This is a genomic window from Catellatospora sp. TT07R-123, from assembly GCF_018327705.1.
GTDB lineage: Bacteria > Actinomycetota > Actinomycetes > Mycobacteriales > Micromonosporaceae > Catellatospora.
In genome coordinates, this window is record NZ_BNEM01000001.1 from 319,585 (window position 1) to 334,240 (window position 14,656).

13 protein-coding genes are annotated in these 14,656 nt (G+C 73.6%); 11 read left to right on the forward strand and 2 right to left on the reverse strand.

Features of this window, described 5'->3' with window-relative positions; translation table 11 throughout:
• Positions 1-209 precede the first annotated feature (209 nt).
• Complete coding sequence (locus Cs7R123_RS01325) at positions 210-998, forward strand: hypothetical protein (RefSeq protein ID WP_212822802.1); 789 nt, start codon at positions 210-212, stop codon at positions 996-998.
• A 68-nt stretch (positions 999-1,066) separates the two neighbouring features.
• On the opposite strand, the gene Cs7R123_RS01330 is transcribed toward Cs7R123_RS01325, so the two are convergent.
• Both Cs7R123_RS01330 and Cs7R123_RS01335 read right to left on the reverse strand, forming a co-directional pair.
• Entirely contained in the window at positions 1,067-1,582 is a 516-nt protein-coding gene (locus Cs7R123_RS01330) for a cupin domain-containing protein (protein ID WP_212822803.1), read from the reverse strand.
• A gap of 1 nt (position 1,583) precedes the next feature.
• On the reverse strand, positions 1,584-2,471 hold the full coding sequence (locus tag Cs7R123_RS01335; protein ID WP_212822804.1) for a LysR family transcriptional regulator: 888 nt from the start codon (positions 2,469-2,471) through the stop codon (positions 1,584-1,586).
• 406 nt (positions 2,472-2,877) lie between these two features.
• Between Cs7R123_RS01335 and Cs7R123_RS01340 the strand changes: the two genes are divergently transcribed.
• The 10 genes from Cs7R123_RS01340 to Cs7R123_RS01385 all read left to right on the forward strand — a co-directional run bounded on the left by Cs7R123_RS01340 (position 2,878) and on the right by Cs7R123_RS01385 (position 14,601).
• Positions 2,878-4,248, forward strand: coding sequence for an NtaA/DmoA family FMN-dependent monooxygenase (locus Cs7R123_RS01340; RefSeq protein WP_212822806.1), 1,371 nt, complete (start codon positions 2,878-2,880; stop codon positions 4,246-4,248).
• A 29-nt stretch (positions 4,249-4,277) separates the two neighbouring features.
• Positions 4,278-5,795, forward strand: a complete 1,518-nt coding sequence (locus Cs7R123_RS01345) for an ABC transporter substrate-binding protein (protein ID WP_212822808.1) — start codon at positions 4,278-4,280, stop codon at positions 5,793-5,795.
• Positions 5,792-6,790, forward strand: coding sequence for an ABC transporter permease (locus Cs7R123_RS01350; RefSeq protein ID WP_212822810.1), 999 nt, complete (start codon positions 5,792-5,794; stop codon positions 6,788-6,790). The genes Cs7R123_RS01345 and Cs7R123_RS01350 overlap by 4 nt, the downstream gene beginning before the upstream one ends.
• A gap of 1 nt (position 6,791) precedes the next feature.
• Positions 6,792-7,667, forward strand: coding sequence for an ABC transporter permease (locus tag Cs7R123_RS01355; protein ID WP_212822812.1), 876 nt, complete (start codon positions 6,792-6,794; stop codon positions 7,665-7,667).
• Positions 7,664-8,512 (forward strand): ABC transporter ATP-binding protein, encoded by an 849-nt coding sequence (locus Cs7R123_RS01360; RefSeq protein WP_212822813.1) that lies wholly within the window; start codon positions 7,664-7,666, stop codon positions 8,510-8,512. Before Cs7R123_RS01355 ends, Cs7R123_RS01360 begins: the two co-directional genes overlap by 4 nt.
• Positions 8,502-9,335, forward strand: a complete 834-nt coding sequence (locus Cs7R123_RS01365) for an ABC transporter ATP-binding protein (RefSeq protein ID WP_212822816.1) — start codon at positions 8,502-8,504, stop codon at positions 9,333-9,335. Before Cs7R123_RS01360 ends, Cs7R123_RS01365 begins: the two co-directional genes overlap by 11 nt.
• A 74-nt stretch (positions 9,336-9,409) precedes the next feature.
• Positions 9,410-11,833 (forward strand): FAD-dependent monooxygenase, encoded by a 2,424-nt coding sequence (locus Cs7R123_RS01370; protein WP_212822818.1) that lies wholly within the window; start codon positions 9,410-9,412, stop codon positions 11,831-11,833.
• 63 nt (positions 11,834-11,896) lie between these two features.
• Positions 11,897-12,739, forward strand: a complete 843-nt coding sequence (locus Cs7R123_RS01375; RefSeq protein ID WP_212822820.1) for an ABC transporter permease — start codon at positions 11,897-11,899, stop codon at positions 12,737-12,739.
• Between the two features lie 25 nt (positions 12,740-12,764).
• The gene (locus Cs7R123_RS01380) at positions 12,765-13,823 is read left to right on the forward strand and encodes a glycine betaine ABC transporter substrate-binding protein (protein WP_244871540.1); all 1,059 of its coding nucleotides are present in this window, start codon (positions 12,765-12,767) and stop codon (positions 13,821-13,823) included.
• Positions 13,807-14,601, forward strand: coding sequence for an ABC transporter ATP-binding protein (locus Cs7R123_RS01385; RefSeq protein ID WP_212822822.1), 795 nt, complete (start codon positions 13,807-13,809; stop codon positions 14,599-14,601). Before Cs7R123_RS01380 ends, Cs7R123_RS01385 begins: the two co-directional genes overlap by 17 nt.
• The last annotated feature ends 55 nt before the right edge of the window (positions 14,602-14,656 follow it).

Below are 14,656 nucleotides of genomic sequence, written 5' to 3' on the forward strand. Positions count from 1 at the left end.
CGATATATGGATAGCCTTCGACAACCCGCAGGGACCCCCGGCCGGTGGGCTGACCGGGAGGCACTTGGCGGAGCGGCACCGGGCGGAGCGGCACCAGGCGGCGTGACGGAATCACCTCAATCACCATTGCATGTCGTAGTCATATGACTACGGAGAGGTAGATACGGTGAGCGGGCCCTGACAGGACCACGCTCATCGAGGAGTGCATGGTGAAGAGTCGTATTCGTTGGCGCCGTCCGGTGCTGGCGCTGCTGGCCGCCCCGCTGCTGGCCACCGTCGCCGTCGCCGGGCCGGCGGCGGCGGGACCGGACGGCGGGCACCAGGACGGCCGCGACCACTGGGGCGTGATCACCCGCAACACCATCGGGTCCCCGGTCGCCGCACTGCGCAACGGCCCGTTCGGCTCGTTCGGGGTGGTGGGACCCGCGGCACACCCGCCGTACGGCGACGGCAGCCTCGGCATCGAGGTGTCGGCCGTGCCCGTGACACCGACCCCCTTCCTGGAGAAGGTCGACTTCGGCAACGAGGTGGACTTCTTCGGCAGGACGGTGTCGAGCCTGGCGCAGGTCGGCTTCCACGTCTTCCAGACGGGCGAGAACATCGGCTACGGCGGCCCGGCGAACATGCCCAACATCAGGTTCGAGATCGACCCGAACCTGACCGCGTCGACCAGCTCGTACTCCACGCTGGTATGGCTGCCGGCCGCATCCCCGGTCACCAACCAGTGGAGCCCGTACCTCGACGCCACCCTGACCGGCACCTGGTTCCTCACCGGCGCCGCGGGCACCGCGACCGGCTGCAACCTGACCACCCCGTGCACCTTCGCGGCGGTGAAGGCCGCGCTCGACGCCGACGGCGGCGAACCGGCGACGGTCTACACCGCGGCGGTGGGCAAGGGCCGCGACTTCATGTGGATCGGCGCCATCGACGGCCTGCGGATCAACGACGTGATCTACGACTTCGAGGCCGACGGTGTCAGGACTCGCCACGCTCCGTGACGCCGCCACGAGGTGTGGACGGGCCGCGCCCGGTCGGCTGACCGGGCGCGGCCCGTCCGCGGGTCCGCTCAGGACACCCGCACCTGCGACCAGTCCAGGCCGTCGAGGTTGACCACGATCGCCTCCTGCGTGGTACGGGCGATCACCACCACCGCCTCGGTGTCGGGGTCGGGGTTCTCCTCCCGGTGCGGCACGTACGGCGGGACGAAGATGTAGTCGCCCGGCCCGGTCCGCACCGCCGTCTCCACCGGCTCGTCGCCCTCCAGATCGAGGAAGACGAAGACCGGCGTGCCGGACACGACGAAGATCGCGGTCTCCGAGGCGCCGTGGTGGTGGTCGGCCGACCTGGTGGCGCCGGGAACGTGCGTCTGCCCCATCCACAGGTTCCGGGCACCCACCGTCTTGCCGCTGATCGCCTCCAGCCGCTTCATGCCCGGGGTCTGCGTCGTCTGCGACACCAGCCCCTCGGGGGCGACCCGGTGCAGGCGGCGGTGGAACGGGTCGATGTCGGCGGGCAGCAGCACGCCGCTGGGGGTGCGCAGCGGGCCGTCGGCGGAACCGGCGGGCACATGCAGGACGTTCATCTCAGACTCCTTGAACGGCGAGGACACGCGCGACGGCGCCGGCCGGCGGCAGGACCCGGCGCAGCGACTCGGCCGCCCCTGCGACGAGGTCGGCGCGCAGACCGCGCCGCGCCCGCACCGACAGCGGCAGCGGCAGCACCGGCGGCAGGTCGTCGCGCGCGACCAGCCCCTGCGGGGTCTGGCCGAGGGTGGCCATCAGCCCCACCCCCAGCCCCGCCTGGACGGCCGCCTGCACCCCGGCCAGGTGCGCGGCCTCGCAGCCGACCTCCGCCGGCAGGCCGTACTCGGCCAGGGTGTCCAGGGCGCGGGTGCGCAGCGCGCACGGCGCGTCGAAGGCCACCAGCGCGATCGGCCCGCCGTCTCGCGGCGGGTGCCAGCCGGGCGCCGAATACCAGGTCAGCTCCAGTTCCCCGACGGTCTGCGCATCGGGGTCCCCGGCCGGGCCGAGCAGCAGTGCCAGGTCGATGCGGCCGTCGGCCAGGCCGGTGCGCAGCTGCGCCCCGCGGTCGATGCGGAACCGTACCCGCCAGTCCGGGAACGTGTCGGCCAGCGCGCCGGACAGCTCCGGCAGCAGCTGCGCCGCCGCGTGCTCGGTGGACCCGATGACCATGGCCCGCTCGGTGTCGATCCCGAACCCGCGCAGCGCCTCGTCGTGTACGGCCAGGATGCGCCGGGCCTGGCGCAGCAGCGCCTCCCCCGCCGCCGTGAACCGCGAGCCGCGGCCCTGCCGCTCCACCAGCGGGCGCCCGACAGCCGTCTCCAGGCGGCGCACGTGCTGGCTGATCGCGCCCTGGCTCAGGTGCAGCGCGGTGGCCGCGCGCTGGAAGCCGCCGCAGTCCGCGACAGCGACGAAGCTGCGCAGCGGGGCGATGTCCAGGACGCGGCTCATGACCATGAGCCTAAGGGCGGGATGAGCACGGATTATGAACGCCGTTTCACGGGTTTCGAACACCCATCACGGATCGTGATGGGTCGCCATCACGATCCATTGTTGGACATCGTGGCTGCTCGGAGCCCAGACTCGTTCCCATGAGCCGCCCAGTCGCCGTGTTGCTGACACGCCGCCGCTGGCTCGACAACGCCCGCAACGGCGCGACGCTCTGTCGCTGACCCGGCCACGGCGCTGATCGAGCGCCAGCCCGTCCCGCCCGCGCCCCGGGCCCGCCCGCACCGCCGCGAGCACCCCACCTGATTCCAGCCATGTCCGCGTGCCACGCGGCCGACGGCTGCCTCCCGTGCCCGCCGCCGCGGCGGACCCGGCTTCTTGCGCACCTCACTGCCTGAAAGGCGTACCCATGACTCAGCGCACCCTGAAACTCGGCGCCGTGCTGCTCGGCGTCGGCGGCCCCGGCCAGCACCACACCTGGCTCAGCCCCGAGATCCCCGGCGACGCCAGCGTCGACATCCGCTGGTACATCGCCCGCGCCCAGCAGGCCGAGGCGGCCGGCTTCGACCTGGCGTTCATCGTGGACAGCCAGTTCATCACGCCGGACTCGCCGCACCACTACCTGAACCGGCTGGAGCCGCTGACGCTGCTGTCGGCGGTGGCCGTGCACACCAGCCGGATCGGGCTGGTCGGCACGCTGACGACCTCCTACAACGACCCGTTCAACATCGCCCGGCGGCTGGCCTCGCTCGACCTGATCAGCGACGGCCGGGCGGGCTGGAACGTGGTGGCCACCGGCGACGGCGGCACGGCCGGCAACTACGGCCGCGACGAGCACTACGACTACGCCACCCGCTACGGCCGGGCGCTGGAGCACGTGCGCGTGGTGCAGGGCCTGTGGCAGTCGTACGAGGACGACGCGTTCCCGCGCGACAAGGAGCAGGGGGTCTTCTTCGACCGCGGCCGCCAGCACCGGCTGGACCACGTCGGGCAGCACTTCTCGGTGGTCGGGCCGCTGAACATCCAGCGCTCGCCGCAGGGGCAGCCGGTCATCTTCCAGGCCGGGGACTCCCACGAGGGTCGGGACCTGGGCGCGAGCATCGCCGACGCGATCTTCACGCACGCGCAGACGATCGAGCAGGGGCAGGCGTTCGCCCGCGACATCCGGGCGCGGGCGGCCGCGCTGGGCCGCGACCCCGACCAGATCGTGATCTTCCCGGGCATCAGCCCGATCATCGCCGACACCGACGCGCAGGCCCGGGAGAAGGAGCAGGAGATCCTGGGCGGCAAGAGCTTCGACCGGGCCCTGGCCGAGCTGGGCCGCCCGTTCGGCTGGCACGACCTGTCCCAGTACGACCTGGACGCGCCGTTCCCGGACCTCGGCGACCTCGGCGACCGCAGCTTCAAGACGCAGGCCGAGAAGATCAAGAAGCTGGCCCGCGACAACGGGCTCACGCTGCGGCAGGTCGTGCAGCACCAGCTCGACGCGCGCCGCTCGCCGTTCGTCGGATCGGCGGCGACGGTGGCGGCCGAGATCGAGCGCTGGTTCCGGGCCGGGGCCTTCGACGGGGTGAACATCACCGTCACCGTGCCCAGCGAGTTCGCGCGCTTCACCGACGAGGTGCTGCCGATCCTGCGCGAGCGCGGCGTCGTGCGCACCGGCTACGCCGCCTCGACGCTGCGCGGCAACCTCGGCCTGCCGATCCCCGAGAACACCCACACCACGGCCCGGCGCACCGCCGCGCAGCAGGCCGACCGCACCCCCACCCTCGTCCCGTGACCGGCCCGACCCCTCCGAAAGGCACCCCGATGAACCTCGTACGACGAAGCAGACAGCTGGCCGCGGCCGCGGCGGCGGTACTGGCGCTGGCCACGACCGGCTGCGCCGGCGACGCCGGGTCGGCCGCCGGCGAATCCACGCTGCGCTGGGCGGTCGCGCTGCCCGCGCACTGGGATCCGGTGGTCAGCGGCAGCGGCGCCCAGTTCCGGATCCTGTCGCTGGCGTACGCGTCGCTGACCGAGATCGACGAGCAGGGCAGGGCGGTGCCGAGCCTGGCAAAGGGCTGGGACTACAACAGCACCGGCGACCAGGTCACCTTCCACCTGCGGCCGAACCTGAAGTTCAGCGACGGCGAGCCGCTGAACGCCCAGGCGGTCAAGCTCTACCTGGAGCGGGCCAAGACGCAGAAGAACTCCGCCCTGTTCGGCGACCTGACCTCGATCAAGGAGATCACCGCCTCCGGCGACCTGGACGTGGTGGTCAACCTGACCCAGGTGGACTACCAGATCCCGCTGCTGCTCGGCGAGCGCGTCGCGCAGATCACCAGCCCGAAGGCGGCGCAGGACCCGGTCAAGCTCGACCAGAACCCGGTCGGCGCGGGGCCGTTCACGGTGACCGAGTTCGTGCCCGGCTCCCACGTGTACCTCAAGAAGAACCCGGACTACTGGGACGCCGCGAACATCCACCTCGACCGGGTCGAGCTGCACGCCGCGCCGGACAGCGCCACGATCGTGTCCAGCCTCCAGACCGGCGTGTACGACCTGGCCTACCTGGACGCGGCGCAGGTGAAGGCGGCCAAGGCCGCGGGCCTGGACGTGGTGCTGCAGCCGGGCTTCAACGCCTCCAACATCAGCATCAACGTCAACAAGAAGCCGTTCGACGACCCGAAGGTGGTCGACGCGGTCCGCTACGCCGTCAACCGACAGGAGTTCGTCGACAAGGTCACCTTCGGCTACGGCAAGGCGACCGACCAGCCGTTCCCGCCGGGCTACCTCGCCTACGACGAGAAGTCGGCCGGGCTGTTCCCGTACGACACCGCCAAGGCGAAGCAGCTGCTGGCCGAGGCGGGCTACCAGCCGGGGCAGATCAAGCTCGACCTGGTCATCCCGGCCCAGTCGGCGGCGGCGGAGATCGTGCAGGCCCAGCTCGCCGCCGTCGGCATCACTGTCAGCATCAAGGTCGACCCGAACTGGTCCACGCCGTTCTTCGCCAAGGACCTGACCCTGTCGCTGTACGGCACCACCGGCCGCGAGTCGCCGGTGCAGACCCTGACCGCCCACTTCGGACCCAACGGCCCGCTGAACCTGAGCACGCCGTACGAGCCGGAGGGGTTCGAGGCGGCGGTGTCGCTGGCGCGCCGGACGCCGCTGGACTCGCCGGACTACGCGGCGAACCTCCAGGCGGCCACCCGGGCCGGGCTGGCCAGCCGGGCGCTGGTGTTCACGTACGCCCCGACGAACATCTTCGTCAAGAGCACCCGGGTCTCGGCCCTGCCCGCCATCCCCGGCCAGCTCCACTGGACCGGCGTCACGGTGGCCGCGTCATGAGCGGCGCCGGGCTGGGCACCGCCCGGCTGCGCCGGGCCGCTGGACGGACGGCCGCGGTGGCGGCACGCTCGATCGCGATCTTCGTACCGGTGTTCGGAGTGGCGACGTTCGTGACGTTCGCGCTGCGCGCGCTGAGCGGGCTCAGCCCGGCGCACCTGCAACTGGGCGAGTCGGCGACCCCGGAGTCGCTGGCCCGCATCGAACACGAGTGGGGCCTGGACCGGCCCTTCCTCACCCAGTACCTGGACTGGTTCGGCAAGGTGCTGTCCGGTGATCTCGGCACCAGCTGGTACAACGGCGCCGACATCGCGCAGCTGCTCACCGAGGGCGCGGTGATCAGCCTGTCGGTCGCCGGGCTGGCCCTGCTCATCGGGGTGGTGTTCGGGTTCGGGTTCGGCATCCTGGCGGCGCTGCGGCGCACCACCTGGGTGGACCGGGTGATCACCGGGGCGATGACGTTCATCTCGGTGATGCCGTCGTTCGTCGTCGGCATCGCGCTGGTCGCCGTGTTCGCCGTCGGGCTGGGCTGGCTGCCGTCGGCCGGGTGGGTCCCGGCCGAGCGCGGCTTCGGCGTATGGCTGGCGCACATCACGCTGCCGGCGATCGCGCTCAGCTTCGACACCGTCTCCGACGTGGCCCGCCAGCTGCGGGCCGGGCTGGTCGCGGCATACCGGGAGAACTACGTGACCGGGGCCGTGGTGCGCGGCCTCGGCCCGCGCCGGATCTTCTTCGGGCACGTGCTGCGCAACGGCATCGGCCCGGCGCTGACGGTGCTCGGGCTGAAGTTCCCGAACCTGCTGGGCGGCGCGGTCGTCACCGAGGCGGTCTTCGGGATGCCGGGGTTCGGGCAGTTCGCCGCGGCGTCGGCCCAGCGCGGCGACGTGCCCGCGGTGCAGGGCGTGCTGGTCGTCTCGATCGTGCTGGTCGTCGTCTTCAACCTGCTGGTCAACCTCATCCTGGCCCGGCTCACGCCCGCCTCGGCCAGAGGGGTCTGACGTGGTACGCCGCCTGCTCAGCCTCGCCTCCGGCCGCATCGCCGCCGCCATCCTCATCCTCATCGCGCTGCTGGCGCTGCTCGGGCCGCTGCTGGCCCCGCAGGACCCGCTGGCAGGCAGCGCCGACATCCTCGCCCCGCCCGGGGCGCACCACTGGCTCGGCACCGACTACCTCGGCCGGGACGTGTTCAGCCGGCTGCTGGCCGGGTCACGGCTCAGCGTGCTGGGCGCGGTCCAGGTCACCGTGATGGCGCTGCTGGTCGGGGTGATCCCCGGCATCCTGTCGGTGTACCTCGGCCGCGCCTTCGAATGGGTCACGCTGCGGCTGGCCGACACCCTGATCGCGCTGCCGTTCCTGGTCTTCGCCGTCGCCGTCACCGCGCTGCTGGGCAACGGCATCCCGCAGGCCATGCTCACGGTCGGCATCATGGTCTCGCCGCTGTTCTACCGGGTGGCGCGGGCCGCGACCCTGTCGGTGGCCCGGTCGCAGTACGTCGAGGCGGCGATCGTGGCCGGGGCGTCGGTCGGCTGGATCGTGCGCAGGCACGTCTGGACGAAGGTGCTGCCGCCGATCGCGATCGCGCTGGCCCACACCACCGGAGTCGGGTTCGTCGTGGTGTCCAGCCTGACCTTCCTCGGCATCGGCGTACGCCCGCCCGCGCCGACGTGGGGCGGGATCCTCGCCTCCGACCTCGGGTTCCTCAGCTACCGGCCGTGGGCGCCGCTGCTGCCCACCGCTCTGATCATGGCCACGGTCTGGGCCTGCAACCTGCTGGCCGACGCGATCCGCGACGTCTCCGGCGAAGCGGGCCGGGCCCTGCTGAACACCAGGAAGCTGCGCGGCCGCCTCGCCGCCGCCGGAAGGGGTGCCGCATGAGCAGCGCCGTACTGCGCCTGACCGACGTCCGGGTCCGCGACGCCGTCGGTGACCGCGACGTCGTGCACGGCGTGTCGTTCGCGCTGACACCGGGCAAGGTGGTCGGCATCGTCGGCGAGTCCGGCAGCGGCAAGACGCTGACCTGCCGGGCCATCCTCGGCATCCTGCCCGAGCACTTCAGCGTCGGCGGCGGCTCGATCGAGCTGGCCGGGCGGGACACGTCCCGGCTGACCCCGCGCGAGTGGACCGGGCTGCGCGGGGCGACCGTCGGCGCCGTGTTCCAGGACCCGGCGTCCTATCTCAACCCGTCCATCCGGGTCGGCGCCCAGGTGGCCGAGGTCGTCCGGGTCAAGAAGGGCCTGACCCGGCGCGAGGCCCGGCGCCGGGCGGTGGAGCTGCTGGGCGCCGTCCGCCTGCGCGATCCGGAACTGGTCTACCGGCAGTATCCGCACGAACTGTCCGGCGGCATGCTCCAGCGGGTCCTGATCGCGGCCGCGATCGCCGCCGACCCGCAGCTGCTCATCGCCGACGAGGCCACCACCGCGCTGGACGTCACCGTGCAGGCCGAGATCCTCGATCTGCTCACCGACCTGCGCGAACGCACCGGCCTCGCACTGATCGTGGTCTCCCACGACCTCGCGGTGGTCGCGCAGCTGTGCGACGAGGTCCTCGTCATGCGGGCCGGGACCGTCGTCGAGCAGGGCCCGACCGCCCGCGTGCTCTACGACCCGCGCCACGAGTACACCCGGCTGCTCATCGCCGAGCACGAGCAGTACGGCCTCGACCGCTTCCTCGCCCCCGCCGCCGAACCCGTCCCCAGCAAGGAGCTCGACCATGTCGGCTGATCCCCGCCCGGTGCTCCAGGTGACCGGGCTGGACGTGCACTACCGCCGCGGCACCGGGCGGCTGCACGCCCTGCGCGGTGCTGACCTGACGGTGGCCCCCGGCGAGACCGTCGGCGTGATCGGCGAGACCGGTTCCGGCAAGTCCACCCTGGCCCGCGCCGTGCTCGGCCTGGTCCGCCCGTCGGCGGGCCGGATCGTGGTCGCCGGTGAGGACGTCACCGGGCACTCGGCCCGGCAGTGGCGCGCCCTGCGCCGGCGCGGCGTGCTCCAGTACGTCTTCCAGGACCCGCTGCGCAGCCTGGATCCGGACCTGACCGTCGCCGACTCGCTCGTCGAGCCGCTGCTGATCCAGGGCCGCACCCGCGCCGCCGCCACCGCACGCGCCCAGGCGTACCTGGAGCGGGTGCACCTGGACCCGGAGCTGCTGACGCGGCTGCCCGGCCAGCTGTCCGGCGGCCAGCGCCAGCGGGTCGCGGTGGCCCGCGCGCTGGTCACCGACCCGGAGCTGGTCATCCTCGACGAGCCGGTGAGCGCGCTGGACTCCGCCAACCGGGTGCGGGCGCTGGAGCTGCTCAAGGAACTGCGCGCCGGCGGGGCGGCGCTGGTGTTCATCTCGCACGACCTCGGGTCGGTGGCCGGGATCGCCGACCGGATCGCGGTGCTGTACCAGGGCCGCGTGGTGGAGACGGCCCCGGCCCGCGACCTCGTCGACTCCCCGCAGCACCCGTACACCCGCCTGCTCGTCAGCTCGGCGCCGACGCTCAGCTCGGCGGCGGGCGACCGCGCCCGCCGCGAGGCGCTGCGCGAACTCCTGCACGTCTGATCCGGAAAGGAGCCAGCGATGGCCCGTCAACTCAGAACCACCCGGCACACCGCGCTGGTCGAGGCGGGTGCCTGATGGGTGACGTCCGTTTCCCCACCGGCGAACCGCCCGCCGAGACCGACGTGCTCATCGTCGGGGCGGGCCCGGTCGGCCTGTCGGCCGCCGTCGAGCTCACCGCCCGCGGTGTCTCGGTCGCGGTCGTCGACGCCGCCACCGAGGCGACGCTGGTCCGGGCGGGGGCCATGGGGCACTCGCCGCGTACGGTCGAGCATTTCCGGCGCTGGGGGCTGCTTCAGCAGATCCGGACCGCGTGGACGTTCCCGCCCGAGTGGAACCGGGGCATCCGGCTGGCGACGTCGCTGGCCGGGCACGACCTGGTCGCCGACGGCGAGCGGCGGCAGCCGCCGGGCTTCTCGCTGGCCCGGCCGATCCGCCGCCCGCAGACCGCCCTGCAGCAGGTCTTCCTCGACCACCTGCGGCTGCACGGGGTGCCCGTGAGCGGCGGGTGGCGGGCCGTCGGGCTGGCCGACACCGGTGCCGACGTCGAGACGTCCGTGTCGTCGGCCGGGCAGGCGCGCACCATCCGGTCCCGCTACGTGATCGGCGCGGACGGCGGCAGCAGCACCGTGCGCCGACTGGCGGGGATCGAGCGCGAGGGCGAGCACGCCACGGAGAAGATGTTCCGCCTGATCGTCCGGCACGCGCCGGGTGCGCTCGGAGCGGCGCCCAGCGGCACCAACATCGTCTTCAACGGGCGGGCGTCGGGGTTCCTCGCCGCGATCAGCCCGACCGAGTGGCGCGTGTACGCCGGGCCGTACCCGCTGGACGCCGAGCCGGCCGAGGCGGAGCTGCTGGACGTCGCGCGGGCGGCGTTCGGGGTGGCCGAGCTGGAGCTGGAGCTGGCGTCGAGGACCACGTACCACCAGGCGACGCGGATCGCGGCGACGTTCCGTCAGGGACGGGTGCTGCTGGCCGGGGACGCCGCGCACGTGCGCACCCCGGGCGGCAACCTGGGCGAGGGGTTCGGCGACGTGGCCAACCTGGGGTGGAAGCTGGCGGCGGTGCTGGCCGGGCACGGCGGCGACGGGCTGCTGGACTCCTACGACGCCGAGCGGCGCCCGCACAACCAGCGGGTGGCCGACCACGCGCTGGCCTCGGCGCGGCGCTCACGGGAGCTGCTGGCGCGGATCCGCGACGGCGGAATCCCCGACGACGCCGACGACGGCGCCCCGGCGCGGCGGCGGCGGGGTGAGATCGCCGAGCTGCTGAGCGCGCAGCCGCGCGGAGAGGCTCCCGGAGTCCTGTTCGACGAGCGCTACGACGACTCGGGGGTGGTCTGGTACGGGACCGGGCAGCTCGCGGCCGAGCGGCCGTGGGCGGCATCGGTGTACGAGGACGATCCGCGCCCCGGTCACCGGGCCCCCGACCTGTACGTGGATCCGTGGGGCGACACCCTCTACGACCGGCTCGGGGTCGGCTTCGGGTTGCTGATGGCCGCCCCGGACGCCGCGGTGGAGCAGGAGTTCGCCGCGGCGGCGCAGGACCGGGGCCTGCGGTTGTCGGTGGTGCACCTGCCCGAGGGCCCGGCCCGCGAGCGCTACGGCGAGGGCGCGGTGCTGGTCCGGCCGGATCAGCACGTCGCCTGGCGGGGCCGGGTGCTGCCGCCCGGTGGTGCCGCCGCCGTCCTCGACCACGTCCTCGGCCTGCGGGCCGCACCCCAGGCGAAGGGCTCCGCCGTGTTCCTCGATTTCACCGGCCCGGCCGGGTTGCGCACCCGGGGCACCGTCCTGATCGTCCCGGGCCGGGGCGAGAGCGCCTCGGGGTATGTCCGGCTGGGCAGCCGCCTGGCCGCCGACGCGTACCGGGTGCGGGTGGTGCTGCCGCCGGTGCTCGACGAGTCCGACGCGGACGGTGCGCTGGACCGGTTCGAGCCGGTGCTGGCCGAGGCGGTCGCGGAGCTCGGCGACGGGCTGGTGGCGCCGCTGGTGCTGGTGGGTGCCGACGCCGGAGCGGCGGTCGTCGGCGGCCTAGTGGCGCGGTCGGGTCCGGACGCGTCGTGGTGGCCCGCGGCGGTGGTGCTGGCCGGGCTGCCCGGGTATGGCGCGCACCGTACCGGTGGCTGGGAGGACGAACTGGACGGGCGGACGCACTGCCCGGTGCACCGGGGGGTGCTCGGCGGCGATCCGGCGGTCAGGCCGGGGGCGCTGTCCGCGCCGGTGCCGTCGGCGCTGCTGGACGCGGCCTACCGGAGCAAGGCGGAGGTGGCGCACCTGATCCTGGCCGGTGACGCCGATCCGTACGCCGACCGGGAGCGGCTGGCGGAGCTGGCGTCGATCCTGCCGACGGCGCGGCTGGCGGTGGTCCGCGGTGCCCGCCATGACGTGCTCAACGACGTGCAGCACCGGTCGGTGGCCGCCGAGGTGGTGGCCTTCCTGGAGGCGGTGCGGGCCGGCCGGCCGCTGGAGCCGATCGTGCAGGTCGAACGCAGCACCTGGTGATGCGGCGTCCCAACATGTAATCCCTACTTGACCGATAGGAGATGTAGGCAGCAAGCTCCGTGCGTGTCCGATCACGCCCGCGCCTCCGCGACGGCCCCGCGCCGCAACCGCACCACGACGCCGCAGTTCCGGGCTCTCACCCTGCGGCTCGGGGCCGTCGCGCTGCTGCTCGCCGCCTGGTGGGCGGTCGCGGCGGCCGAGATCTGGCCGCCGGTGTTCGTGCCGTCCCCGCAGTCGGTCTGGCACCAGTTCCTCGACACCTCCGGGCTCAGCGATACCGCCCGCCCCGGCTGGGCCGGCTACTCTCTGGGCGAGCACCTGCTGGCCAGCCTGCGCCGGATGGCCCTGGGCTGCGCGTACGGCATCGGCGGCGGCCTGGCGCTGGGACTGCTGATCGGCCTGGTGCCGGCCGTCGGCACGGTGCTCGGCCCGGCGGTCACCTTCGTACGCACCCTGCCGCCGCTGGCCTACCTCAGCCTGCTCGTGATCTGGTTCGGCATCGACGAGGCGCCCAAGGTGTGGCTGCTGCTGCTGGCCGCGCTGCCGCCGGTCGCCGTCGCCACCGCCGACGCGGTGCGCGGGGTGCCCGCCGACTACCTGCACGCGGCCCGCTCGCTGGGCACCGGCCGGGCGATGCTGCCCTGGCGGGTGCTGCTGCCCGCCGCCGCGCCCGAGATCCTCACCGGAGTCCGGCTGGCGGTCGGGGTCGCCTACACCACCGTGGTCGCCGCCGAGACGGTCAACGGGGTCCCCGGCATCGGCGGCATGATCCGCGACGCCCAGCGCTACAACCAGACCGACGTCGTCGTGCTCGGCATCATCCTGATCGGCCTGTCCGGCCTGGCCTTCGACGGCCTCCTCCAGCTCGCCCAGCGCCGCCTCACACCGTGGCGCGGGCGCGTATGACCCCGCAAACGATGAGAGGAATCCTGTGAACCATCCCGTAGACCGCCGCCGACTGCTGCTGGGTGCCCTGGGGCTGGCCGCCGCGCCGGTGCTGGCGGCCTGCACCGGCGACGCCGACCCCGCCCCGGTCGGCAGCGGCGGCACCGCCGCGCCCAAGCAGCTGCGCATCGGGTACCAGCTGATCCCCAACGGCGATCTGATCGTCAAGGACCTCGGCTGGCTGGAGGCCGCGCTGCCCGGCACGACCGTGGTGTGGAGCAAGTTCGACTCCGGCGGCGACGTCAACACCGCCATCCTGGCGGGCAGCCTGGACATCGGCCTGGCCGGCAGCAGCCCCGTCGCCCGGGGCCTGGCCGCGCCGCTGAACATCCCGTACACCGTGCCGTGGATCTTCGATGTCATCGGCGACAACGAGTCCCTGGTGGTCAAGCCCGAGATCACCGACCTGGCCGGGCTCGCGGGCAAGAAGGTCGCCACCCCGTTCGCGTCCACCTCGCACTACAGCCTGCTCGCGGCGCTGGCCGACGCGGGGGTGCCCGAGAACAGCGTGAAGGTCATCGACCTGGAGCCGCCGGAGATCCAGGCGGCCTGGCAGCGCGGCGACATCGACGGCGCCTACGTGTGGACCCCGGTCCTGGCCGAGCTGCGCAAGACCGGCAAGGTCCTGATCACCAGCCGCCAGCTGGCCGGCAAAGGCAAGCTGACCGCCGACCTGGCCGTCGTGCGCACGCCGTTCCTGCAGCAGTACCCGCAGGTGGTCAAGGTCTGGATCCAGCAGCAGGACCGGGCGGTCAAGCTCGTCCGCACCGACAAGACCGCCGCCGCCCAGGCCGTCGGCCGCCAGCTCAACCTCGACTTCGACGAGGCCGGGGCGCAGCTGTCGGAACTGGTGCTGCTCGACGCCGCCGAGCAGGCCGGGCCCGACTACCTGGGCACACCCGCCGCGCCCGGCAAGCTGGCCGACAACCTGCACTCGGCCGCCGAGTTCCTGACCGCGCAGGGCAAGCTCACCGCCGCGCCGAGCCTCGACGTGTATCGCCAGGGCCTGGCCGTACAGGCGCTCGCCGATGCCGCCAAGGCCTGACCAGGCTGCCCCGGACAGCGCCGTCGCCCCGGCGGTGGCGCTGTCCGGGGTCCGGCACCAGTACCGTGCCGCCGGCCGCGACGTGCTCGCCCTGGACGGCATCGACCTGCTGATCGAGCCCGGCGAGGCGCTGGCCGTGGTCGGGCCGTCCGGCTGCGGCAAGAGCACGCTGCTGCGGATGATCGCCGGGTTCCTGCGCCCCTCGCACGGCCGGATCGACGTCGGCGGCGCGCCGGTGACCCGGCCGGGGCCGGACCGCGGCGTGGTGTTCCAGCAGCCCCGGCTGTTCCCGTGGCTGTCGGTGCGGGCCAACGTGGCGTACGGCCTGCGCGAGGCCGGCCTGCCCCGCCCGGCCCGGACCGCGCGGGTGGACGAGCTGCTGGAGCTCGTCGGGCTGGCCGACGTCGGCGGGCTGCGCCCGTACGAGCTGTCCGGTGGGATGCAGCAGCGTGCGGCGATCGCACGGGCGCTGGCGCCCGACCCCGGCATCCTGCTGCTCGACGAGCCGTTCGCGGCGCTGGACGCGCTGACCCGCGAACGGCTCCAGGAGGAGCTGCGCGGCATCTGGCTGCGTACCGGCAAGACGCTGGTGCTGGTCACGCACAGCGTGGACGAGGCGGCGCTGCTGGGCAGCCGGATCGTGGTGCTGAGCCCGCGCCCGGGCACCGTGGTGCTGGACGAGCGCTCGCAGCTGCCCCGCGCCGAGCATCCGCGCGCGGCACCGGAGTTCGCGGCACGCCGGGAACGGGTCCTGGCGGCGGTGCGCGGCGCGCACTGAGCCGGGTGCGCGACCAGGCATCGGGAGTGCCGGTCCCCGTGCGCGGGTCCGCCGC